A 23,851-nucleotide genomic window follows, 5' to 3' on the forward strand; every position below is an offset into this window, starting at 1 on the left:
ATGTAAGCCCTTACATTGTGAAGTAAAAAAGGAGAGTTCGAATGTCACCTTCTCTAAGACAACAAAAAGCGCTGCAAACTAAGCAGCGGATCGTGGCGGCAGCTTTGGATCTCTTTAGCAAAAAAGGATTCGATCATGTCACAGTGGATGAAATTGTACAGGTTAGTAACACCTCCAAAGGTGCATTCTATGTACACTTTAATTCGAAATATGAAATCTTCCTTGAAAAATTCAAAGAAATCGACGAGTTTTATGAAAATTTCACAGAAACACTCCCAGAGGAAATGGGTTCCTATGAAAAAATTCTTCTTTTAACAAAATCCCAAATGATTTATTTAAAAGACTGCCTAGGAATCGATTTAATACGTACCGTTTATATGAGTGCTTTAATTCCCAATCAGCCTAAATTCCTTTCTAATACCGATCGGACTCTTTTTAAAATTGTTCACTCATTTGTTAACGAAGGTCAAGAAAATGGGGAGTTTAAGAAATATTTATCTTCCCAGGAAATTACGATGCTGATCACACGCTGTATGAGAGGCACCCTATACGATTGGGCATTATTCGGCGAGGAATTCGATCTTGTAGAAGAAAGTCAAAAGTTCATTCGGACGATCTTAAGTGGGATGTTAACAAAAGTAGATAACTGAGAAGCGTGAAAAAACCCCTTGCTAATGCAAGGGGTTAAATGATTTTATTTAACTGAAAATCTATCAACTAGTTTTTACAACATGAAAAGCATGCTTAAGAGCATTTGCTGCCTGATTGATGGCCGCATTCCCCTGCACCAACACGCCTGGCATCCAGAAGAATCCGTGGATCATGCCGTCATAACGCGTCGCTTCAACGGGTACTCCCGCTGCTTTTAGACGTTCGGCATAGGCCTCTCCTTCATCCCGCAACGGATCAAAACCGGCCGTGATCACGAGCGCTGGCGGAAGTCCGCTTAAGTCTTCAGCCAATAATGGCGAAGCATATGGATTTTTACCATCCTGCTCATCACGAAGATAATGATTCCAGAACCACACCATTGTATTCTTAGTTAAAAAGTAACCATCAGCATTCTCCTGATACGACTTTGTGTCATAAGAGTGTTGGGTCACCGGATAAATCAGCATTTGATAGTTAATTGAAGGTCCTCCCTGATCACGAGCCATCAAGGCCACGACTGCTGAAAGGTTACCACCTGCACTGTCACCTCCAACGGCAATTCGCTCAGGATCCACCTGAATGGATGCAGCATGTTCCGCTACCCACTTAACTGCGGCATACGAATCTTCAACAGCAGTCGGGAATTTGTGCTCCGGAGCCAAGCGGTAATCAACAGATACCACAACACAGCCAGCCCTGTTGGCTAACATACGGCAAGGTACATCAACGGTGTCCAAATTGCCGATCACCCAGCCACCGCCATGATAGTAAACCAATGCTGGGAATGGCCCTTCACCAGCAGGCGTATAGATTCGGACAGGAATTTCCCCTCCTGGCACTGGAATCGTCCTGTTTTCAACCTTCGCTACCTCTTCCGGAGCTCCTGCTAAAAGGCGGAAATCAGCACCCAGCCTCGCTTGCTCAGGAGTCAGTAGATCCAATGGCGGCGCCCCTACTGATTCCAATTGTTTTAAAATAAACCATGCTTGCGGATCAATATTCGACCTGAAAAATCCTTCCTTCACAAAGCTTTCATCCGTACCTTCGGAAGACAAAACGGAAGTAAACCCTTCATAGCCCCTAGCCGCTACATCATCACAAATGATACGATACAATCCGACCCCGCCGGCAAAGGCAAGGAATCCTCGCGGCTTGCCTTCAATATTGGCACCCATATACCATGAATCCGTTTTGGTTAACAGCGACATGTCGGCAATGGCCCGGCATTGCTGGCTCCAAAATTCTTCCGCCTCTTCTGTTGCCTCAAAGGCTTCCAATTGGTGTTCACGAAGATAATCAATACAATCTGCAACCCAATCCACATGCTGCTCAATAGATACCATCATGTTGCTTAGTACCGATGGGCTCTGCGGACCAGTCAGCATAAACATGTTGGGGAATCCGGAGGTTGCGAGTCCCAGGTACGTCTTCAACTCGGCACCGTCTGCCCACTTCTCTTTTTAGCGAAAGATCATTCTTCCCGCGAATATCAATGTTAAACAATGGACCTGTCATGGCATCGAAGCCGGTTGCAAACACAAGTACATCGAGTTCGTACTCCCCATCTGCCGTCTTGATTCCATTTGGGGTAATTTCCTCAATAGGCGCGGCTTTTATATCAACAAGTGAGACATTATCTCGGTTATAGGTTTCAAAATATTCGGTATCAATGATTGGTCGTTTGGTAGCGTAGTAGTAGGTTGGCATTAGCTTTTGAGCAACTTCGGGGTCTTTAACAATTTGCTTGATCTTGGAGCGGATAAAGGATGCGGCGGTTTCATTCGCTTCAGGCAGTATTCCGATGTCATTGTAGTTATAGGTAAGAGAGAATAATCCCCCCTCCTGCCAAGCCTTTTCATATAAACGCTCCCGTTCTTCAAGAGAATCCTCCAGAGCGGATCGCATCCGTGGTCCGGACGGTACACCATGCATCGAGTAACGCATGAGCTTTTTCAGTTCTCCATAGTTTTCGCGTGTTTGTTCGATTGCTTCTGAGTCAAGCGAATGATTTTGCGCAGGACAGCTGTACTGTGGGGTCCGCTGAAAGACGGTGAGGTGGCCAGCTTCTTTGGCAATCGCTGGGATCGCTTGAATTCCGCTTGAGCCGGTTCCAATCACTCCTACACGCTTCCCATTAAAGTCGACTTTTTCATGCGGCCATCTACCCGTATGATACATTTCGCCTTTGAAGGAACCTATTCCCTTAAACTTTGGAATGTTGGATGAAGAAAGGCAGCCTAACGCGGTGATAAAGTACTCAGCGATGACTCGGGTGCCATCTTCCATGCGAATCTCCCAGTTACGGTTTTGGTCATTGTATCGGGCAGCGGTAATCCGTGTTTGGAATTGAATGTCCCGCCTTAGATCCAGTTTATCTGCCACAAAATTTATGTAGCATAATATTTCCGGCTGCTCAGCGTATCTGGACGACCATGTCCATTCGTTCAAAATCTCTTCTGAAAAAGTATAATTATAGTAGATACTCTCGACGTCACAACGCGCACCAGGGTAGCGGTTCCAATACCAGGTGCCCCCAACATCTTCCCCTGCTTCATAAACGCGAACCGCATAACCGGCCTCCCGTAATTTATGCAGCATATACAATCCAGAAAAACCAGCCCCAACTACAACAGCATCCAACTCTTGAACGTTTTGTTGATTTAATGCCATTCTCAAATCACTCCCTTAAAATAAAATGGACAATGGAGTTAATTATTGTAAGCGCTACCAATTATATTCTGCCTAAATGCTCAAAACTCCTTTTGACCTTTTTGTTTTTTCCAAAACTTTCAAAAAAGTAGACTACCAAATATCTCTATGCTTGTTTCATTTTAAATATTCCCCGTATGTCTATTGACCTGCCCCCCTCTCTTTGTTCTTCCATCTACGTGCAATAAATGGTATATTACGAATATATGTTCTAAATACTTTTATGTATCAACTTTTGGATAAACTGGAAGGAATACGGAATTACTTTCAAGAAATTATGAAGATAGGATTATAAAGGAAGGAAGTGCAAAACAATGGATTTCGAATCGGTTATGCAGGAACTAGAAGCACTCGGTAAGGAACGACTGAAAAAAATGTACATAGGCAATGGTGCACATGAGCCGCTTTTTGGCGTAGCTACAGGCGCAATGAAGCCGATCGCAAAGAAAATCAAGAAAAATCAGCCTTTGGCCGAAGAGCTTTATGCCACCGGAAATTATGATGCCATGTATTTTGCCGGCGTCATTGCGGACCCGAAGTCAATGACGGAGGCGGATTTTGACCGATGGATTGATGCGGCGTATTTTTATATGCTGTCCGATTATGTCGTTGCCGTAACGTTGGCAGAAGCCGATATTGCCCAGGTAGTGGCCGATAGATGGATTGCAAGCGGTGAAGAATTGAAAATGTCGGCAGGCTGGAGCTGCTACTGCTGGCTTTTGGGTAATCGCAAAGACAGTGAATTTAGCCCAAGCAAACTTGCCGAAATGCTCGATCAGGTTGAAAAGACGATTCACGATTCTCCGGATCGTACAAAATCTGCAATGAATAATTTTATCTACACCGTCGCGATTTCCTATGTACCTCTCCATGATAAGGCAGTTGATACCGCTAAGGCTGTTGGCCCAGTCGAAATCAAGCGGGACAAGAAAAAGAGCAGTATCCTACTTGCTTCTGAAAATATTCAAAAAGAAATAGATAGAGGAAAATTGGGTTTCAAACGTAAATATGTAAGGTGTTAGCCAAGACATCAAAAAAATAAAAGTAGGATTTAGGAGTAGGATGAAATGAATACAATATTTATTGCCGGTCATGCGAAGCTGCCCACGGGTATGGCTGCGAAGAATGTTTACGAAACATTAACCATTACTGCCGAAATTGATAAACATTATGGAGTCATTGTGGATGCTTCCTGTACACTGGCTACCGAACATGGCAGGGATTATGTCTCCAGGCTCCTAAAAGGCCATAGCTTACGCAATGGAATAGAATCCCCTCTTGATCAGTTAAAAACGGGCTATTTAGGAAAAGCAAATAATGCTCTGATTGCTGCATTAAAAGACTTATATAAGCAATATGAATCTCTTACTTAACTAATGAAAAACGCAGTGGATTTCACAAATGAAATCGACTGCATTTTTCATTTTTACAAGCAAATGTATGGATAAAAATGTTAAAATGATTAAGGAACATTTAACTTAACTCAATTAGAAGGGAAGGTAATATGAAGGAAATTCTCTTAAAATACATGTCTGATTTTACTTCATTCAGCGAAGAAGAACAGCGGGCAATCTCTGAAAGTATACGAATTGATGAAATTAAAAAAGGAAAATACCTTCTTAGACAAGGGGAAAAATCTGCAATTAAATGTTATTTCGTATTAATGGGATGTGTTAGGCAGTTTTTTATAGATGAATCAGGTAAAGAGGTAACAACAAATTTTTTTACAGAAGAACAAGCTATCCCAATTATTAACGAAAAGAAACAAGATGATTTATCAAAGTTTTCATTAATGTGTATCGAAGACTGCCTATTAGTGGTTGGCGACGTTGATTCTGAAAAAACGATGTATAACAAATATCCACAACTTGAATCGATGATACGCAAAATGATGGAGATTAACCTTGGAGAAATACAAGAACAATTTGGAGAATTTATCTATTCTTCTCCGGAAGAACGCTATAAGTCCATTTTAAGGATCCGTCCTCAGTTAGTTGACCGTGTGCCACAGCATCAATTGGCTAGTTATCTTGGGATTACTCCTGAGTCATTAAGTAGAATAAAAAAGCGAATGAAAACAAATAAATGACATCAGCATTTCTCAATAGTCCCCTCCCCTAAGCTGGAACCAAACATCGAAGCTTAACTCACCAATCTTCAAATAACCACCATAAAAAACTCAAAGGACTCTCTAGAAATTAACTTAAGTCAATGAACGGTTTTAATCCCCTTGTTACCATTAAATAAAATTAAAACAAGGAGGGAATTTTTTGAAAGCTATAGTATGTGATAAATATGGTTCACCCGATTTACTTGAATTAAAAGAGATAAAAAAACCTATACCTGCTGAGAATCAAGTATTGGTAAAGGTTCATGCAGCATCCTTGAACTTTGGTAACTTGGTTTTATTGAAAGGCAAACCTTTCTTGGCCCGCTTTGCCTTCGGATTAACGAGACCAAAATACTCCATACCAGGAGGTGACATTGCTGGTACAGTTGAAGCTGTTGGTAAAGATATTAAGCAATTTCAAGTAGGTGATGAAGTTTTTGGCGATCTCTCTGTTTGCGGCTGGGGTGGTTTTGCTGAATATGTATCAGTCCCCGAATTTGCTTTAGCCTTAAAGCCAGCCAACATCTCCTTCGAGGAAGCTGCTGCGACACCTATGGCAGGTGTGACTGCCTTACAGGGACTACGTGATAAAGGGAAGATTAAATCGGGTCAGAAGGTATTAATTTATGGGGCATCTGGTGGTGTCGGCACTTTCGCGGTTCAAATTGCCAAATCATTTGAGGCTGAAGTAACTGGGGTTTGTAGTCCAAGAAATGTAGAGATATTGCGTTCGATAGGAGCCGACCATATCCTTGATTATACCAAAGAAGATTTCACCCAAAGTGAGGAGTATTACGATTTGATTCTTGGTGTGAACGGTTCTAATGTTATATCAGCCTATAAACGAGTACTAAAACCAAATGGGAATTTTGTTCACGTGGGAGGTTCGGAATCCCAATTGTTTCAAACATTATTTCTTGGACCTATTATTTCAATGACTGGAAGCAAGAAAATATGTAATCTGTTACAGAGAGCAAACCAAAAAGACCTAAATTATCTAAAAGAATTACTTGAGTCTGGAAAAGTAAAACCAATTATTGATAAAAGGTATAAGTTAAGTGAAATAACGGAAGCATTCAAATATTTTCAGGAAGGCCATGCTCAAGGGAAAGTGGTAATTACTGTTTAATTTATCAATAAAAAAGCAATGCATATACAAATGCATTGCTTTTTTAGATGTTATTTCCTTAACCGTTATTGACAGTTTCTTTTTCAAATGGCCAGGCTGGCAGCACGTTGTTTAATACCTTGTCTTCACGGTAGCCAAGAACATATTCTGCCTGCATAATTGTATGAATTTCCCTCGTTCCTTCATAAATAACAGGGGCTTTTGAGTTTCTAAGGAAACGTTCAACAGGATATTCACTTGAAAATCCGTATGCCCCATGAATTTGAACGGCATCGTCAGCCGCTTTATTCGCAAAATCGCATGCCTGCCATTTGGCAAGGGAAGTTTCCCTGGTATTCCGCTTCCCTTTGTTTTTAAGCTCGCCCGCCCGATAAACTAGTAGACGGCTCATTTGAAATCCTGCCTCCATGTTGGCAATCATTTGCTGAACAAGCTGGTGTTTTCCAATTTCTTTCCCGAAGGTTTTTCGTTCATGACAGTAGTTTACACTTTCCTCTATGCAAGCCATAATCTGGCCAACGGCTCCTGCGGCAACCGTGAAACGGCCATTATCTAATGCAGCCATGGCAATTTTAAAGCCTTCTCCCTCCTGCCCTAGTAAATTTTCTTTTGGAATCCTTACCTGATCAAAGAACAATTCACCTGTATTGCCAGAACGGATTCCCAGTTTCCCTTTTATGGCTTTGGATGAAAAGCCTGGCATGGTACGTTCTACGATAAAGGCGGAAATGCCGTGATGTTTTTTCTCTTTATCCGTATATGCAAATACGATGAAATGATCCGCAATGTCACATAGAGAGATCCATGTTTTGGACCCATTTAGAATGTAATCATTCCCGTCTCTTATGGCTGTGGTCGCGAGGGATGCCACGTCTGAACCAGCTCCCGGCTCTGTTAAACCAAAGGCCCCGATTTTTTCACCTTGAGCTTGGGGCACGAGATATTTTTGTTTTTGTTCCTCTGTTCCCCATTGCAATAGGGTTAAGCTATTTAAACCGATATGAACGGAAACCGCGGTACGAAAAGCGGTGTCGCCTCTTTCAAGCTCTTCACAAACAATGGCAAGTGAATTATAATCCATACCACTGCCGCCATATTGTTCAGGGATACAAACCCCCATCAGGTCTAAATCTCTTAGACGTTTCCAGATGACAGGATCAAATTTCCCTTGTTCATCCCATTCCTTCATATTTGGGATAATTTCCTTATCTACAAAACTTCTTACCATTTTTCTTAACATCTCTTGTTCTTCTGTGAATTCAAAATTCATGACATATTACCTCCTGGATTTTTTAAGTTTTAAATGATTTTGTTCTCTTTTAATCGGGATATTTCTTCTTCGGAAAAACCGGCTTGTTGAAGGATCTCACTGTTATGTTCCCCCGCAACAGGAGGGTGTCGTTCGATTTTCACCTTCGTCCTAGATAGTTTGATAGGTGATCCGACAAGGTTTACGGTCCCTGCTTCCGGGTGATCCACACCAACGACCATTTCCCGGGCGAGTATCTGTGGATGTTCGAACACTTGATCCATAGAATGAATGGGACCACACGGGATGTTGTTTTCCGAGAATAGCTCCAGCCACTCATTTACTGTTTTAGCGTGAAGCAGATTTTCTAATATTCTCGTAAGTTCAGCCCTATTTTTCACTCTGGCTTCATTGGTACGGAATTTTTCATCCTCGGCTAGCTCTTTATTTCCCACCACTTCACATAAGCTAGTAAACTGGCGGTTATTTCCGACTGCGATAATCATTTCACCATCTAGTGCTTTAAATATGGAATAAGGGACGATGTTTGGGTGATCATTTCCCAATCTTCGCGGCACTGTGCCTGAAATCAGATAATTACTGGCGACATTCGCCAGTGAGCTGACGGCCGTATCCATAAGTGCCATGTCTATTTTTTGACCTTGACCGGACTTTTCCCTTTCAAATAGCGCCGCTTCTATAGAAATGGCAGAATATAAACCTGTCAAAATATCAACCATTGCGACGCCAATTTTGATAGGCCCGCTCTCTTCACTACCGGTTATACTCATAAGTCCGCTCATGCCCTGGATGATATAGTCATATCCGGGTAAATGACGGAAAGGCCCTGTTTCCCCAAATCCCGTAATGGAGCAATACACTAACCGCGGATTCATATTTTTCAAAGAATCATAGTCTAGCAGCCAGTTTTCCATAGAACCGGTTTTAAAATTGTGGATGAGAACATCAGCATCCTTTGCCAATGTCCGAATAATTTCTCTTCCCTCTTCCGTTTTCAAATTGACCGTGAGGCTTCGTTTATTTCGATTGGCACAGAGATAATAGGCACTTACACCATTTTGAAATGGTGGCCCCCAGCTCCGCGTTTCATCGCTGCCGCCCGGGCCTTCTACTTTAATAACATCTGCACCAAGGTCTGCCAAAATCATCGTGCAATAAGGTCCAGCCAGCACCCTTGTTAAATCCAATACTCTAACTCCTTTTAACGCTCCGCCCATACTGCCACCTCCTTGTTCTCTATTAAAAACATAAAAAAGCCAGCCCAAATACACACGATTGTGGTATGGACTGGCTTTACGATCCATTGTAACCAACCTGCTACGGTTGGGAGTGGAAACTGATCAGTCAAATATTCAGATTTTAAAAGGTTATACTTCACTGCCCTCAGCTGTTTTTAGCGGATAGGATGAAGCTTATTCTTATCATACAGGAATATTCTGAATAGTTCAAGATTTTTTTATTCCTCTAATTGAACATTCATATTATACTTTTTTAACTTCCTTATAATCGTCGTTTGATTGACTTCTAGAGCATGCGCGATTTTTCTCGAAGAATGGTACTTTTTTAAGGCATGTCTTAGTATTTGCCTTTCAACTTCTTCCACTGCCTGCTTAAGAGGAATAATTCCCTTTGTTGTTACAGACTCTTCCTTCTTCTTAGGTTGTAAATAGGAAGGTAAATCTTCTGGATGGATCAGTTGGTTTTGGGAGGTTACCACCAGCTGTTCGACTAAATTCTCTAATTCTCTTATATTCCCCGGCCAGTCATATTCCGTTAAAGCATCAATAACAGATTCGTCAAAAGAGATATCTAAATGATAATCCTTATTGTATTTAAAAAGAAAACGCTGCACCAAGAGTTCAATATCTTCTTTTCTTTCCCTTAAAGGAGGAATATTTACAGGAACAACATGTAAACGATAATATAAATCTTCACGGAATTTCCCCGACTTTACCATACTCTTTAAGTGGCGGTTCGTAGCGGCAACGATGCGGATATCCACTCTTTTACTTATATTCCCGCCTAACCGTTTAAAGACTTTATCTTGAACTAGATTCAGTAATTTTACCTGGACATCCAAGGGAAGCTCCCCAATTTCATCTAGAAATAAAGTTCCGCCATCCGCTAATTCAACCAATCCTTTTTTGCCGCCTTTTTTTGCTCCGGTATACGCTCCACCTTCATACCCAAACAGTTCAGATTCAATTAAAGAAATGGGAATGGAACCACAATTGACTTGAACAAACTCTTTAGTTTTTCTAGGGCTTAAATCATGAATGAGTTTGGCGAGGACCCCTTTCCCAACCCCGGATTCTCCTTCTATTAAGATGGACGAATCAAGAGGTGCCACCCTCTCTATTAATTCAAGAATTTTGTTCATCTGTCTTGATCTCGTTAGTAAATTCCCTTCCTTTGTAAAAGAAACATTCTTTTTTTTCATAATCGCTTGCGCCACGTCGAGCTTATTTTGTAATTCGATTAACTCTGTAATATCCCGTGTATTGATCATCACACGATGAAGCTTCCCATCTTGAGAAAAAATAGGCTTTCCGGTTACGATTACTTTCCTCCCATTTTCATAATCCTGCTCAACCGTTTCAGTCCTGTGAGATTTTAATACTTTCAAGGTAACAGAATTAGAAATAAACCCTTCTTCAACCAAATCAACCATATTTTTCCCAATAAAAATTTCAGGTGGATAACCGGTTACTTTTTTGCTGGCTTCACTCACGAATAAAACATCACCCTCGCCATTTGTGACGAAAATTTCGTCATAGGAAGCGTTTATGATTTGAAGAAAATCCTTATTTTCCTGTTTCGCCACTTCAAGAACCTCTTCAGCTTTATCAAAATCCTTTTTTAATTCCTCATATATATATTTTAGTAAAAATTCCTTTGAATATAGTTGAACCTGATGATTCTCTTTTAAAATCGAATAGGTACACCACTGCCCATTTTCAGAAAGCATTTGGTTCCATGAATCATAAACGCGAAAATCAGTGTCGATAAATTTGTCTACTTTTTCACACCAGCCATCTAGAGCAGCCCCTCTCCAAAAATGCCCCTCCTTTACGATCCCCTGGATTTCATGGTCGTAATTAACAATTATTAAAGGAAAAGATAGGTGCTCAACTGAATCTCTCACTTCCCCTAATGTCATCTGACTCAATATGGTATTCGTCGTTTGATATTCAAGATTCATATCCCTGCCCCCCTCTTCTATTATTTGAGATATGTAGTTTAATAATAATGGAAAAAACCAGTTACCTCCACAAACAAAATGGAAGCAACTGGTATTTCTATATATTCTTACCTTTTCTTCGTTTTGGACGGGTCAAAGGTAATTTGTTTAATCTCAGTCAAGTGTTGGAAAACCCACTGACCCAAATTCCTTCCATTGCCACTATTTTTCATTCCGCCAAATGGGGCAAGGAAATCCCAGTAGTTGGTAGATTCATTGATATGAACCGTGCCATGCTCAAGATGGTCGGCCATATACCAGGCATCTTCCAGGTTCGATGTAAAGACTGAAGAGGTTAGGCCATACTGAGTATCGTTGGCAATCTCAACGGCTTCATCCCTTGTTCGGAATTTAATGATGGGAGCAATCGGGCCAAACGTTTCATCTTTTCCTAGAAGCATGGATTGATTGCAATTGATCAGAATGGTAGGTTTGTAGTAGAGACCGTCATGACCTCCCCCATAAACCACATGGGCCCCCTTGTTTACGGCATCTTCAATATGCTCATTCATCTTATTCACAATGTTTTGACTGGATAAAGGCCCCATTTGCGTGTCATCTTCTAAAGGATTGCCTAAACGGACTTTTTTCGTTCTTTCGATTAATAACTGGACAAACTCATCATGGACACTTTCATGAACGAGAATACGTTCCGCTGCCGTACATACTTGGCCGGCATTATAAAAACAACCATTAACCGCAGCTTCTACCGCCTCTTCCAGATTTGCATCCTCCATGACAATTTGCGGACCATTTCCGCCAAGCTCCAACAACGTTCTTCTTAACCCTGCGGCTTGAGCAATTTTTTCTCCAACCGCCGCACTTCCTGTGAAACAGACACCTCGGACATCTTGATGAGTGACCAATTTATTGCCGACATCCCCTTTCCCATGGACCAAGTTGATTACTCCTGGCGGAAAACCGGCTTCATCAAAAAGCCTCACAAACCATTCCCCACTAAACGGGGTTGTTTCTGATGGTTTGAAGACGATGGTATTGCCAACCGCCAAAGCGTAAGGGATAATCTCAGCTGCCAGCGATATCGGAAAATTCCAAGGTGTAATGGCACTAATCACCCCGATTGGGGCATGGGTAACATAGATTCTCTTGTTATTGGTTCTTTCAAACGTACTTGGTAAGGTCCATCCCCTAAAACGCTGGACTTCCCCAATCGTATGTTCAATATTGGAAATCCCGAGTTCATACACTTCTTCCCGTGCCTCGGTAATCGTTTTCCCCATTTCCAATGTAATCGTTCGCGCCATTTCTTCCCCGTATTTCATTCCGATTTCATGGGCTTTTTGCAGTAAATCCAATTTATCCAATAATGGAACCTCTGCCCACTTTTTTTGGGCTTCTTTTGCACTCTTAATTGCTAACTCTACTTGTTCCAATGAACTATTTTGGTAGGAACCAAGGACATTTCCGTCAACGGGACTCGTTAGGGTGACGAGATCACCTTCACCAACAAGCCATTTGCCATTAATAAACGTCTTGGCGTATAACGTTTTTGAAGCGGTTTGTTTCATATAAATTACCTCCTCATCTTTTTTAGACAGAATTTTCAATAAATTAACTGCAAATTTATTCCCAATTGACATATCCACCCTTCTTCATCGGAATCACAAAGATTTTGGTAAGAAGGTAATAACAAATTCCCGATAAGATCGTGGCAGGGATCGAAGCGCTAATATATTTAAAGATTGATGCCGATTCATAGCTGATAGGATCAAGTAAATAAATATAGGCAAAAAATCCAACAATGCAGGAAATAAACGCAACCACATTTACGCCGCCCCAGAAATGGTAGTCGGACTGTTTATCATGATTATAAAGCTGATCAAGCGAAATTCTCTGCTTTCTTAGAAGGAAATAGTCGGTAATTTGAACACCGATAACTGGTGCAAAAGCAACACCAAGAAAGGCAAGAAAAGATGGAATCGAATTTAAAAATTGATCAGGAATAAAGGCGCTAATAAGTGCAACCGGCAGCAAGACAATCAGAGTGGTTTGATTCCAGGTTGTTTTCCTTTCAATCCATTTAATTTGCCTTAGACCAATTCCAGTCGTATAGGCTCCAACAATGGCTGTGCCGATATTGGCCAGAGCTAAAAACAAGAGGGCAATGATTCCAAAGCCGATTCCGCCTACCTCTACGAACCATTTAGTAGGATCATAGTTTCCAGTTGCAAGCGCGGAAAAGAGCCCAATTAAACTAATAACACCAGTAGGTAAGCCCATTCCAAGCATCGTCGGCCATAAAGCTTTTCCAGAACTAGGAACCATCCGGACAATTCCGCCCATATACGGCCACCATGAAAGGACACTGGCTACTAAAATTTCAAATCCTGTTGTGTAATCCAAAAGGCGGTCCCCTGAGGATGCCTGCGGTTTTGCAGTGAAAATCTTGCTTATGCCAACAGTACTGATTAATTTATACATAATTAAAATGCCTGTTAAAGCAACTAGGATGCTAATAATAAGAGAAGAATTTTTTACAGAAGCTGAACCGCCTCGTAACGAGATCCAGCTGATAGCTAATGCAACAAGAGAACTAACGGCTGTTACAAGATGCTGTGAGGATGATTGGAGTATACCGGTAGCAATTAAAACTTCACTTACGGCTTTCCCAAATAATATTATTAACAAACAATTCCAACCGACAATCGAGGCATATTGAAGAAAAATGGCAAAGATTGAACCCTTTTCACCAAAAATAGATTTGCTGGCAGCGATGTTTTCTATACCATATTTTATACTAACCGGAACAGTAGCAAGTGCGACAAAAAACATTCCAACTAAACATCCTGCAATCATGGCAATCGTACCCATGGTTGCATTTAAGTAGTAGGCTACATAACCGCCGATCGAATAACTCCACGCTGCAACCCCTGCACTAAGGGCAACTCCCATGAGTCCCCATGAAGACCATGTTCGTTGATTTTTTGGTAAGGGCCAGCTGCTTTGGGCTACTTCTTGTGAAATGGATAGCTCAACATTTTTTATTTTCATAAGAACCACCCCCAAATCATTAGGATGAAAGGAATAATGAGTCCAACAAGGACAAGGTAAAAGTAATCCCTCTTGCTGAAATCATCACCAAGATTCTTCTCGTCAGACATTTCTGCTAAAATATCTTCCAATCTCTGTGATCCTTCTGGGTTAATAGGTAAATGCACGGAAGCAGAAGGAATTTCAACATTTGTGTGATCCGTCATATTCTTTCCCCCTTCAAACATAATCAAATCCCGCCAGATCCCATCCATCCATTTTAAGTGCTAGATTTCAAGTTCACCTCCCCTAAATTTGATAAAAAATATAAGGGTAACGGTATAGCATGTAGCTTATTAGTTTTGTAAGGGCTTTCATCACTAGTAATAATACATTGAATTTTTAAAAATATCACTATATTTTTTAGGTAAATATTGAGAATTCACGCTATCCTGATATTTCTACTTCTATGGATCCTAGATTTAGAATAGTAGTTAAACCTTCATAGGTAGCTTCTTCCAGGGTGCGTGGTGCAAGACCATCACCAATTTGCTGAACAACAGGAGCTAAACCTTTTACTTCCTCATACAATTCAGAATTAGGAATTCGTCCATAAGCTAAAACGATAGTATCCCAGTTATCCACTGTTTCCTTTTCATGGGTAAATAGATTTCGAATGTTCACTTGGTCCTGTTCAATCCCCGCGAAATCAAAATGGGGACGCATTTTAACTTTTAACTGGTAAAGCTTTTTTAAGTATTCATTTCTTAAGTATTGATGGACCTCCTGACCGATATGGAGTTTGGTAGAATACAGGGCTACCTCATGGCCTTTTTCCTGTAAAAAAATAGCCGCTTCCATTCCCTGCCAGTCCCCGGAAAAATCAAACACGAGTACCCGTTTTCCTATTTGCGTCGGATTGCTGCCAAATAGCTCATCTACAGTTTTTATTCGATTATCATCCATTCCCTGCACATGTGGAAAGTATGGCCTGGACCCTGCCGCACAAATGATGACATCAGGCTTCCATTCTACTAAATCCGCCCTGGAGATTCTTTTTCCTAATTGAACGTTAACATTGCTTTTTTCTAGCTTCCTAGAATAGTTATCCAGCATGGTTTCGGCCAGTTCCTGCCGCATGGGGGCCTTTTTCATGGTTTGCAGGAGACCGCCGATCACCTGTTGCTGCTCCACGAGTGTGACTTGATGCCCCTGTAGGTCCGCTGTTATGGCTGCTTGCAGACCAGCAGGACCCGCACCTATGACGACCACATGTTGTTTGGATTTTACCTTTTGGAGCTTAGGGATCAACTGTCTCTCCTTACCTGCAATTGGATTTTGGACACAGCCAATGGCAAGGCCTTTATGATAGTGGCCAATACAAGCCTGGAGACATCCAATGCAGGCATCAATGGCATTTAGTTCGCCATTCATCGCTTTATTTGGCATTTGGGGATCCACGATTAAGGCACGGGTCATTCCCACCATGTCCGCTTTTCCGGTTTTGATAATCTGTTCAGCCTCTACAGGATCGACGATTCGCGTTCCTACAAATACAGGGACTGCACCCGCCATTCGAATCTTAAAGGCATGGGGTGCGTTATATCCATGTTTTATGGGAGATCCTGGTGCTATATGGGTAGAACCTGAATAGGTACTTGAATCTCCTGACGTAACATTAATAAAGTCAATTCGGACTCGTTCGACCAAATATTCAACGATGTTAATAGCATCTGCTACGGTGGTGCCATCCATTGTCATTTCATCCGCACTGATCCTGATTCCAACAGTAAAGTCTTCCCCTGTCGTCCTCCAAATCCGCTGCATAATTTCAAGGATAAAACGCATGCGATTCTCGAAACTACCGCCGTATTGGTCAGTTCGATGATTAGTATGATTCGACCAAAATTGAGCGGGTAAATATCCATGGGAACAAGCAATTTCCACTCCATCCAATCCTGCTTCTTTAGCCAGCTTAGCAGATAAGGCAAACCCATTGATAACCTCTTCAATATCATCCAAACTCATGGGCCTTGGCATCGTTCCAAACCGCAAACTTGGTTCTGCAGATGGTGCCCATGCTGCATGCCGATAGTCGCTTGCGATAAACTCCCTTCCACCGTGAAAAAGCTGGGCAAATACCTTCGTGCCATACTGATGCAATTGTGCAGCCATTTCTGCATAAGCGGGTATAACCTCCTTGTCATACCCAGCAATGGTATGACCGGTCAGCATTCCCGAAGGATGTACGGCAGCAGCTTCCAGAATGATGAGCCCCACTCCGCCCTTCGCTCGTTCCACATGATAGGCTGTCATATCTGGAGTTGGAATACCGTCAACCACATGGTTGGTTTGGTGGGCCGTGCTGAGAATTCGATTTTTTAAATAGGTATCCCCGATTTGAATTTCAGAAAATAAATTTTTAAATTGGGCCACTAGGATCACTCCTTTCTTTGGACATTTTTGAAGCGTCACTATTTAATATTGCAATTACTGTGCCAAGAATAAATTTTTTTAAAAGTTTTACCATACTTCCTGGAAAATCAAGGTGTATGTTGATTTGTTACTTGCCAAAAATAATGGCTTGGTAAGTATGGATGAAATAAAAACGAACCTTTTTTGCATTACTCTGATGCAAAAAAGGTTCATTTTTATAAAAGGCTCCGTTAAACTTGGGTGTTGATTTGCGCTCCAGGCGCTTCGCTCCAATCAACGTGTTTATAATCACCAATGGCATTAAACATAGTCTTATAAAAAAACACATCGGATTGTATCTTTCCGATGTGTTTCATTGAGTCCCCATTATTTCTTATACTTCGATAACTTGGATGTTATGGATACAGTCTGTTTTTCTGTCTTTTTAACTTTTAAGTTGGATGCCCAGCTTATGGAAGATTCATATTTTTGAGTATGTTCCTTTTTAACAAGATTCTGTAAACGTTCTTTATTCTTTTCTAGAGATTCTTCCAAGGAAAGCAGCCGACGGGTTGGGAAGTATAGCCCTGCAAGAATGGTTGTAACGGTAGGATCAGTTTCAGAGAGATAGGTCCCTTCAAATAATTGTACTGGTTCCCCTACTCTTTCAAAAATAGAAGGTACATTAATAAGCTTTGAAATAGTCTCTGGTCCTTCATATATGAGCCCTGCACGAATGACACCCTGTGATTCAACAGGACAGAATATCGAGTTTTCCCAAGAGGATTGTACTTTGGTCGAAACTTCCCCACTGGTTTTGGCGTCAGTAATCGCAACGGAAGAGATGAGGGTAACTCCTCTTGTTCCAAGTATATTCATAAGATCGGTTTCATCGAAGTTCCCGTAAAACGAACTCTTATTTGTTATTTTCAGGACATGACTGATAGCCTCCACGGTTTGACGATTAGCAGAGAGGTAAATTTCATGCTTGCTGGATTGCGGCTTCAATTTGCGCATCTGATCATTATCTACCAAGAAAACAGAAGAAATGCCTTCTATTTGGGAAAGCTCTTCAATACACTCTGCCGTATTAATCCGATTCCCCGCTAATACGTTTCGTTCAGGTATGATGGCAATGGCCCCCACTTTAATGCCAGGCAATTGGTCGATTAACAGGTCAATTAAAAGCGGGCTCATCCCTGACCCTGTACCGCCGTCCGTTGAAAAAGCGACCAATAGCAGCTTTATGTTCTTAAAGGAACCCAGTACAAAATCAATCATTTCTCGATATTTTTCCTGAACCGCACGCATTCCTAAAGATCGATCTTGGCCTGCCCCATTATAACCCGGGACAAAATACTTTCTTTCCACTCTGGTATTTACGGCACCATCACGTTGATTTGTATTAATTAGCGCTGTTTGAAAACCCAAGACGGTTGCAATTTCCGCCATATTTCCACCTGCTTGCCCTACGCCTAAGATTCCAACCGATTTCATCTGTAACTCCTCCTTATCAAGGCTGAAATAATTCCATACATATAGTTAGAAGAATTTTTAATAAAATGAATGGTTTGGATAAAGTAAACCTTATAACATGTTTACTTTTTAGACGGGCAGATTATGACTAAAAAACGTTTTTTCATCTCAGTTTTAATGAGAAAGCACGCATAAGTATCAACTATATCTTTATTGCCTTTTTATGTAATCTTTTATATTAATTTGATATTCTCCTATCCATCGATATAGTGTACTTAAAGATATGCCCAGTTTATTGGCTGCTTCCGTCACATTTTTGCTATTTCTCCGGGTTAAGATCATGGTTCCTTTTTTTGCATCATTTGTCACAGATTCATATAGGCTCTCTCCCAAATTCTTATCGTTCATCCCTCTAATAAATTAGTAAAATATCTTAACTTACATTGCTTATTGAAAAACCCTTGCATGACAAGGTTTTTTCTGTTTCTAAGTACTATAACTATAAAACCCTTTACCGGTTTTCCGACCGAACTCCCCATTTAAGAATTTTTCAGTAAGAACTTTTTGCGGTTTTTGAGATTCATCCCCTGTTTCTTCGTAGAGAACCTGGCGAATATAATAATTGACATCAATTCCTGTCAGATCGAGAAGAGCAAACGGGCCAATTGGGTGATTTAGAGCTTTTGTACAAGCAAGATCTATTTCTTCAACCGAAGCAATTTCATTTTCCAACAAATAAACGGCTTCATCTATTAACTTTCCTAAGATTCTGTTTGCTACAAATCCTGAAATTTCCTTTTTTAATAGAATTGGAGTCTTATTCATTTGTTTGGCTAGTCCAAAAGCGGCAGCCGCCGTTTCTTCCGAGGTATGCGGCCCCTTTACAACTTCCACTAATTCCATTACGAGAACGGGATTAAAGAAATGAAGATTACATACCTTATCTGGCCGATTCGTTGCATCAGCCAGCTTTGAACTAACTATCGTTGAGCTGTTTGTTGCGATGATCGCGTGGGCTGGAGCCAGTTGGTCCACCTCGGCAAATAGCTGGCGTTTGACGTCCAATTTTTCAACAATGGCTTCAATGACAAAATCGGTTTGATTTAACGCGGTTTCTAATGAGGTGACAAAATGAAGGTTGCTGAAAGCCTCTTCCACTTTTTGAGAGGTTAATTTCCCTTTTTGGATTCTTTTGTTCATATGCCCCTGTAAGGATTCTTTTGCTTCTCCTAAGCTTTCTTCATTAATATCTTGTAAAAAGACTTCAAATCCGGCAAGAGCCGAGACCATTGCCATTTGCGAACCCATTACTCCAGACCCTATAACGGTAATTTGTTTAATGGCAGAATTCAAAAAATTCCCTCCTATATTCCGGACGCTACCCTAAGGCAGCAGTCCGGACAGATATTTTCCCTAGCTTTTTGTATTATTGAAGAACCTCATTCTGTTCCTTAGCATCCTTTACAATCTCTTTGGCAAATTTAATCTTTTCCCCCCAATTTATCGAACGTTGAATCACCACTTTTTGCGCCTGCGGTGATCCGGCCCCATGCATACACTCGATAATCGGAGTGGAGCCTGTCATATTCTCAACCAGACGTCCCATTTTAATCCTGTTAATGGGATCAGTATTTTCGCCAGTGCTATAGTATTTATAAATATAAGGAGCAATCCTCGGGTTATCCAGTTCTTGTTCAGATGGCAGTGTTGCCACGAAACCTCCTGCTAAATCTTGAGAAAGCTTGGTAACCTCAGGATAATACCGTGCTGTGTTAAGTTTTGATGAATTTGCCAGCACCGGATCAACAAAAGCGGTGCCACATCCATTTTTTGAACAATTGAAGGAGCAGGCAAGGGCTCCGCTATACATGGTTTCAACTAAGTGGGCCATTTCAGCCAATTTCTCTTTCACATGACCAGCTTTGGAAATTCCATGCATATCCGCAAGTGATGCCGTTGCCCCTATTAAGACATCCAGGTTTCCAGCTTTACAAGCTCCATAGTTTTGTCTATGGTAGGATGCAAAGCGATCAACAAGCTTGCCCGTATATTGCGTTTCTTTATACATAAAGACCCGCTCCCAAGGAACAAACACATCTTCAAAAATAATCAATGCCTCTCCGCCGACTACACCATATTTTGCATTTCCCTGATCGATTTTCCCTTCCCATTTACGGCTGTCGTTCACTTGTCTTCCAAAAACGTAGATTACACCTTTTTCGTCGGCGGGTACCGCAAACGAAAGGGCATAATCGGCATCTTTCGGGGACATGGCAGCTCCCGGCATAACTAAAATTTGATGGGAATTTATCGCCCCTGTTTGATGCATTTTGGCTCCACGAACAACAATCCCATCTTCCTTTTCTTCTACCACTCTTACATATAAATCAGGATCATGTTGTTCCGATGGTCTTTTGGACCTGTCTCCCTTTGGATCTGTCATGGCTCCATCGGTCATGTAATCATGGTTCTGTGTCTCGATTAAAAATCGCTTAAACCTTTCATGATAGTCTGTACCAAGGTCCTGGTCCATTTCCCAAGTCGTGGAATAAAGAGTGATTAAGCCATCCATACCAACGCATCTTTGAAAACATGTCCCTGTTATTTGTCCCGCAACCCGGAGCATCATCGCTTTTTTAACAAGATCTTCCTGATTTTGCGGAATATGTGTCCAACGATTGATTTTGTTCCCTGTTAAATGGGAGGTAGCACTGCCTAGTTCCTCGTATTTCTCCTCTGTGCCCAATTTATACGTCACTGATGCGGCATTGATATGTGGCCTCATTGCAGGATGGTCAACGACATTTTCGACCCTCTCGCCCATAAAATATACTTCCTTCTTCTGGTTACGCAGGCTTTCAATATATTGTTCCGGTGTCATCATAAAATTTTTCCTCCTTTTTCCTACCCGTGAACTTTACATTTCAAAAAAGTTCGGTTAGGCATCATTAATGTAAATAAATATGGCTTGTTCTTAGAAACCATTCCTTTTTTTGCAAAAAAATTGATGTATAACAATCTTCAAACTTTTTTCTGCCCTTTGTGCCTAAGTTCGAGTTGTCATACATCAGCATGTAACATTCATGAGTGGATTAAAAACTATTAATTTACAATATTAGCGATTTTATCTAATTCTCTGAGTTCTCTCCTTAATACTTTCCCTGCAGCGTTCCTTGGCAATTCCTCAATAAAGACCACACTTGTTGTTTTTTTATAGCTTGCCAGGTTATTTTGGCAATACTTGATAATTTCTTCTTCTGTTACTTGCAGGTTGTCTTTGAGAAATCAATTTCCGATTTTTATTATTATTATGAATTCTTTTGCGAATTTTCCTATTTGAGAGAAAAAACGTTTTCAATAAAGAGAAATTTCTACTTATTTACTGTGCAAGCCATCCGCCATCAACAAAGATCGTTTGGCCGGTGATAAAACTGCTGGCATCTGATGCAAGTAAAAGAACGGCCCCCTCTATTTCTTCGGGATTTCCCAATCTTTTCATCGGTGTTTTCCCAATTATTTATCACGAACTTTAGGATTACTTAACTCTTCATGGTTCATTTCTGTCTCAATATATGCCGGGCCTATTGCGTTTACTTGGATACCATACCTGGCCCACTCTAAAGCAAGAGATCTTGTTAAGTTAATGACAGCTGCTTTACTGGCAGTGTATGGGCTGATTCCAACATCTCCTACTGCACCAACGACGGAAGAAACGTTAATAATTTTTCCTTTGCCCTGATTTTTCATTATTTTTGCAACCGCTTGTGAGCAAAAAAATAACGATTTCACATTCAAATTCATGATTTTATCCCATTCCGCCTCTGTAACATCTAAAGCAAAATTTGTTTGCGATGTACCTGCATTATTTACTAATATATCAATTGTTCCAAAAGTGGAAACAATATTTTCAACCATTTCATTTAGTGAGTCTATACTGTTTAAATCTGTAGAAAAACTAATCGCTTTTCGATTTAGCTGTTCAATTTCTGCAACGACTTGTTTATTTCTTGCTTCATCTCTTCCTATTACTACTACATTGGCTCCCCTTTCTGCCAATGCTAACGCAATTGTCCGTCCTAACCCCCTGTTTCCGCCAGTTACAATCGCAGTCTTGTTGCTTAAATCAAATTGATCCATGCTCTTTTCACTCCTATTATTTTATTAGACTTTCTATCTTATTTACATGCAAAAAATGTGCCAAATTATGAATTATCCGATTTTTCTTATATTTGAAGGTAAATTTCTTGCAATGATGAGAATTTAGCGAGAAAATTCTTTCTATTGATAAAAATCGGTTTTTTAATAATGAAAAAACCCCTTGTTTAATCAAGGGGTTAGTAATATCTTAAAAAATATCCTCGTATGCCTGCTCAAGAATCTTCCGGTAGTCCTCAGCACCTATGGTTCGAATGTTACTAGGCGTGGAATTATTTTGTACGGCTAGTTCTACTATTCGTGAAAAATCTTCTTTTCGGATACCTGGCAAATCTTTTAGTTTTGGAATCTCCAATTTAGTAGTAAATTCCCGAATACCGGTTAATAGTTTTTCAACGGCACTTTCATCCGAATCAGATTCATTGGCAAACTTCATATATCTTGCCAGATCCGCATGGATGCCCTTCTCTTCTTCCGCATTAAATTTTAATACATATGGTAAAAATACCGCATTGGCCACTCCGTGCGGTGTATCATATAGGCCGCCAAGTGCTTCGGCTAAGCAATGGATAGCTGCCACATCTGTTGAACCAAAGCATAATCCAGCTAAAAGGCTGCCTTCAAGCATGTCATAGCGTGCCTGTTGATTTTCTCCATCCTTGAATGCAGTAGGCAAGGAAGAAACAATTTTGGACATCGCTCTTGCGCCGAATGCCTGGGAAATTGGATTAGTTACTTTACAGGTATAGCCTTCAATCGCATGAACTAACGCATCCACACCTGTAGCAGCGGTAACTGATTGAGGAACGGTAATCGTTAATCTTGGATCAAGAACGGCCATCATAGGTCTTAATGAAGCATCTTTTAGAGTCAACTTTCGATGTGTGGCAGATTCGGTGATCACTGAGGAACGGGTTACTTCAGAGCCAGTCCCTGCAGTGGTAGGCACACAAAAAATCGGGGCAATATTGGCATATTCCCTCTTCCCCTCCACATACTCGATTGGCGTACCGCCATTAGGACCAAGAAGAGCAATCGCCTTCCCAGTATCCATTGCGCTTCCGCCTCCAATAGCGACGACCGTCTCAATTCCCTGCTCTTGAAAAATTTTTGCTCCAGCCAAACACTCCGTATCCCTCGGGTTTTGCGAGACCGAATCAAATAAAACGACTCGATAACCCGACTCTTCCAGCGTCGATTTGATTGGTGTGACTAATCCAGCCTTAATGATACCGGGATCACTGACTAATAATACTGACCGCCCAACTTGAAGAGCATTCAACATCATTGGCAATTGCTCAGCTTTACCCAACCCCATCTCAATTCTTGTATGATTGAAATAACTATAACTCTCCATTTCTAACACTCCTTTTGTCTATCATCTACTTTTATGTAAGGTTCCTATTTATTGTTTATTATATCATTATTTGTTTAAATATTCGGACAAAAGGATATTTATGAACTCTATTATTGATTTACAAATAGGACCGTGATACAAGTTGAAAAATGTGTTTAAGAATTTTGTTGGAAAAAGTACGATACATTAAAAACCAAATATCCTAATTTTGTTTTGGATACCATCTAAGTATTTTTTTCCAATTTAAGTATTGCTATAACTAATATCATTAGTTATTATTAAACTAACGTTATTAGTTTAATAAATTCAAGGAGGTTAGTCGTTGTGACTTTTATTGTATTTATCCT

Annotated in this window: 22 protein-coding genes; 5 read left to right on the plus strand and 17 right to left on the minus strand. The window is 40.8% G+C overall.

Going from position 1 to position 23,851, the window contains the following annotated elements:
* Nucleotides 1-41: 41 nt before the first annotated feature.
* On the plus strand, nt 42-650 hold the full coding sequence (locus V7161_RS25845) for a TetR/AcrR family transcriptional regulator (protein WP_335715679.1): 609 nt from the start codon (nt 42-44) through the stop codon (nt 648-650).
* 63 nt (nt 651-713) lie between these two features.
* Here the strand turns inward: V7161_RS25845 and V7161_RS25850 are convergent, their stop codons facing one another.
* Together V7161_RS25850 and V7161_RS25855 are read right to left on the minus strand one after the other, a co-directional pair.
* Complete coding sequence (locus V7161_RS25850) at nt 714-1,649, minus strand: alpha/beta hydrolase (protein ID WP_420491670.1); 936 nt, start codon at nt 1,647-1,649, stop codon at nt 714-716.
* 331 nt (nt 1,650-1,980) lie between these two features.
* Complete coding sequence (locus V7161_RS25855) at nt 1,981-3,321, minus strand: flavin-containing monooxygenase (protein ID WP_335715681.1); 1,341 nt, start codon at nt 3,319-3,321, stop codon at nt 1,981-1,983.
* Nucleotides 3,322-3,674: 353 nt separating this feature from the next.
* Here V7161_RS25855 and V7161_RS25860 point away from each other — a divergent pair, with 353 nt between their 5' ends.
* The 4 genes from V7161_RS25860 to V7161_RS25875 all read left to right on the plus strand — a co-directional run bounded on the left by V7161_RS25860 (nt 3,675) and on the right by V7161_RS25875 (nt 6,599).
* Nucleotides 3,675-4,382 (plus strand): DNA alkylation repair protein, encoded by a 708-nt coding sequence (locus tag V7161_RS25860; protein ID WP_335715682.1) that lies wholly within the window; start codon nt 3,675-3,677, stop codon nt 4,380-4,382.
* Nucleotides 4,383-4,427: 45 nt separating this feature from the next.
* Nucleotides 4,428-4,733, plus strand: coding sequence for a DUF3870 domain-containing protein (locus tag V7161_RS25865; protein WP_335715683.1), 306 nt, complete (start codon nt 4,428-4,430; stop codon nt 4,731-4,733).
* Between the two features lie 131 nt (nt 4,734-4,864).
* The gene (locus V7161_RS25870) at nt 4,865-5,449 is read left to right on the plus strand and encodes a Crp/Fnr family transcriptional regulator (protein WP_335715684.1); all 585 of its coding nucleotides are present in this window, start codon (nt 4,865-4,867) and stop codon (nt 5,447-5,449) included.
* Nucleotides 5,450-5,630: 181 nt separating this feature from the next.
* Nucleotides 5,631-6,599, plus strand: coding sequence for an NAD(P)-dependent alcohol dehydrogenase (locus V7161_RS25875; RefSeq protein WP_335715685.1), 969 nt, complete (start codon nt 5,631-5,633; stop codon nt 6,597-6,599).
* 58 nt (nt 6,600-6,657) lie between these two features.
* On the opposite strand, the gene V7161_RS25880 is transcribed toward V7161_RS25875, so the two are convergent.
* The 15 genes from V7161_RS25880 to V7161_RS25945 all read right to left on the minus strand — a co-directional run bounded on the left by V7161_RS25880 (nt 6,658) and on the right by V7161_RS25945 (nt 23,504).
* Nucleotides 6,658-7,869, minus strand: coding sequence for an acyl-CoA dehydrogenase family protein (locus tag V7161_RS25880; protein WP_335715686.1), 1,212 nt, complete (start codon nt 7,867-7,869; stop codon nt 6,658-6,660).
* A gap of 29 nt (nt 7,870-7,898) precedes the next feature.
* Complete coding sequence (locus tag V7161_RS25885; RefSeq protein WP_335715702.1) at nt 7,899-9,086, minus strand: CaiB/BaiF CoA transferase family protein; 1,188 nt, start codon at nt 9,084-9,086, stop codon at nt 7,899-7,901.
* Between the two features lie 239 nt (nt 9,087-9,325).
* Entirely contained in the window at nt 9,326-11,071 is a 1,746-nt protein-coding gene (locus tag V7161_RS25890) for a sigma-54 interaction domain-containing protein (protein WP_335715687.1), read from the minus strand.
* A gap of 107 nt (nt 11,072-11,178) precedes the next feature.
* Nucleotides 11,179-12,639, minus strand: a complete 1,461-nt coding sequence (locus tag V7161_RS25895; protein ID WP_335715688.1) for an aldehyde dehydrogenase family protein — start codon at nt 12,637-12,639, stop codon at nt 11,179-11,181.
* A gap of 55 nt (nt 12,640-12,694) precedes the next feature.
* A complete protein-coding gene (locus tag V7161_RS25900; RefSeq protein ID WP_335715689.1) occupies nt 12,695-14,122 on the minus strand; it encodes a purine-cytosine permease family protein in 1,428 nt (475 codons plus the stop codon).
* Nucleotides 14,119-14,328, minus strand: a complete 210-nt coding sequence (locus V7161_RS25905) for a hypothetical protein (RefSeq protein ID WP_335715690.1) — start codon at nt 14,326-14,328, stop codon at nt 14,119-14,121. The genes V7161_RS25900 and V7161_RS25905 overlap by 4 nt, the downstream gene beginning before the upstream one ends.
* A 220-nt stretch (nt 14,329-14,548) precedes the next feature.
* Nucleotides 14,549-16,537, minus strand: a complete 1,989-nt coding sequence (locus V7161_RS25910) for an FAD-dependent oxidoreductase (protein ID WP_335715691.1) — start codon at nt 16,535-16,537, stop codon at nt 14,549-14,551.
* A 366-nt stretch (nt 16,538-16,903) separates the two neighbouring features.
* Nucleotides 16,904-18,013 (minus strand): cell division protein FtsZ, encoded by a 1,110-nt coding sequence (locus V7161_RS25915; RefSeq protein WP_335715692.1) that lies wholly within the window; start codon nt 18,011-18,013, stop codon nt 16,904-16,906.
* A 189-nt stretch (nt 18,014-18,202) separates the two neighbouring features.
* A complete protein-coding gene (locus tag V7161_RS30465) occupies nt 18,203-18,400 on the minus strand; it encodes a helix-turn-helix domain-containing protein (RefSeq protein WP_420491669.1) in 198 nt (65 codons plus the stop codon).
* A gap of 78 nt (nt 18,401-18,478) precedes the next feature.
* Nucleotides 18,479-19,345 carry a 3-hydroxyacyl-CoA dehydrogenase family protein gene (locus tag V7161_RS25920; RefSeq protein ID WP_335715693.1) on the minus strand — a complete coding sequence of 289 codons (867 nt, stop codon included), beginning with the start codon at nt 19,343-19,345 and terminating at the stop codon, nt 18,479-18,481.
* A 73-nt stretch (nt 19,346-19,418) separates the two neighbouring features.
* Nucleotides 19,419-20,876 carry a 4-hydroxyphenylacetate 3-hydroxylase family protein gene (locus V7161_RS25925; protein WP_335715694.1) on the minus strand — a complete coding sequence of 486 codons (1,458 nt, stop codon included), beginning with the start codon at nt 20,874-20,876 and terminating at the stop codon, nt 19,419-19,421.
* A gap of 218 nt (nt 20,877-21,094) precedes the next feature.
* Nucleotides 21,095-21,262 (minus strand): AMP-binding enzyme, encoded by a 168-nt coding sequence (locus V7161_RS25930; protein WP_335715703.1) that lies wholly within the window; start codon nt 21,260-21,262, stop codon nt 21,095-21,097.
* Between the two features lie 109 nt (nt 21,263-21,371).
* A complete protein-coding gene (locus V7161_RS25935) occupies nt 21,372-21,491 on the minus strand; it encodes an SDR family oxidoreductase (protein ID WP_335715695.1) in 120 nt (39 codons plus the stop codon).
* A gap of 14 nt (nt 21,492-21,505) precedes the next feature.
* Nucleotides 21,506-22,129 carry an SDR family NAD(P)-dependent oxidoreductase gene (locus V7161_RS25940; RefSeq protein WP_335715696.1) on the minus strand — a complete coding sequence of 208 codons (624 nt, stop codon included), beginning with the start codon at nt 22,127-22,129 and terminating at the stop codon, nt 21,506-21,508.
* A gap of 208 nt (nt 22,130-22,337) precedes the next feature.
* A complete protein-coding gene (locus V7161_RS25945; RefSeq protein WP_335715697.1) occupies nt 22,338-23,504 on the minus strand; it encodes an iron-containing alcohol dehydrogenase in 1,167 nt (388 codons plus the stop codon).
* Nucleotides 23,505-23,851: the final 347 nt, after the last annotated feature.

It is taken from the genome of Neobacillus drentensis (assembly GCF_036965425.1).
GTDB classification, from domain to species: Bacteria; Bacillota; Bacilli; order Bacillales; family Cytobacillaceae; genus Neobacillus; species Neobacillus drentensis_F.

Coding starts and splice junctions, on each gene's coding strand:
- V7161_RS25845 (WP_335715679.1), top strand. CDS start 42: ATGTCACCTTCTCTAAGACAACAAAAAGCGCTGCAAACTAAGCAGCGG.
- V7161_RS25855 (WP_335715681.1), bottom strand. CDS start 3,321: ATGGCATTAAATCAACAAAACGTTCAAGAGTTGGATGCTGTTGTAGTT.
- V7161_RS25860 (WP_335715682.1), top strand. CDS start 3,675: ATGGATTTCGAATCGGTTATGCAGGAACTAGAAGCACTCGGTAAGGAA.
- V7161_RS25865 (WP_335715683.1), top strand. CDS start 4,428: ATGAATACAATATTTATTGCCGGTCATGCGAAGCTGCCCACGGGTATG.
- V7161_RS25870 (WP_335715684.1), top strand. CDS start 4,865: ATGAAGGAAATTCTCTTAAAATACATGTCTGATTTTACTTCATTCAGC.
- V7161_RS25880 (WP_335715686.1), bottom strand. CDS start 7,869: ATGAATTTTGAATTCACAGAAGAACAAGAGATGTTAAGAAAAATGGTA.
- V7161_RS25885 (WP_335715702.1), bottom strand. CDS start 9,086: ATGGGCGGAGCGTTAAAAGGAGTTAGAGTATTGGATTTAACAAGGGTG.
- V7161_RS25890 (WP_335715687.1), bottom strand. CDS start 11,071: ATGAATCTTGAATATCAAACGACGAATACCATATTGAGTCAGATGACA.
- V7161_RS25895 (WP_335715688.1), bottom strand. CDS start 12,639: ATGAAACAAACCGCTTCAAAAACGTTATACGCCAAGACGTTTATTAAT.
- V7161_RS25900 (WP_335715689.1), bottom strand. CDS start 14,122: ATGAAAATAAAAAATGTTGAGCTATCCATTTCACAAGAAGTAGCCCAA.
- V7161_RS25905 (WP_335715690.1), bottom strand. CDS start 14,328: ATGACGGATCACACAAATGTTGAAATTCCTTCTGCTTCCGTGCATTTA.
- V7161_RS25915 (WP_335715692.1), bottom strand. CDS start 18,013: ATGAAATCGGTTGGAATCTTAGGCGTAGGGCAAGCAGGTGGAAATATG.
- V7161_RS30465 (WP_420491669.1), bottom strand. CDS start 18,400: ATGAACGATAAGAATTTGGGAGAGAGCCTATATGAATCTGTGACAAAT.
- V7161_RS25925 (WP_335715694.1), bottom strand. CDS start 20,876: ATGATGACACCGGAACAATATATTGAAAGCCTGCGTAACCAGAAGAAG.
- V7161_RS25935 (WP_335715695.1), bottom strand. CDS start 21,491: ATGAAAAGATTGGGAAATCCCGAAGAAATAGAGGGGGCCGTTCTTTTA.
- V7161_RS25940 (WP_335715696.1), bottom strand. CDS start 22,129: ATGGATCAATTTGATTTAAGCAACAAGACTGCGATTGTAACTGGCGGA.
- V7161_RS25945 (WP_335715697.1), bottom strand. CDS start 23,504: ATGGAGAGTTATAGTTATTTCAATCATACAAGAATTGAGATGGGGTTG.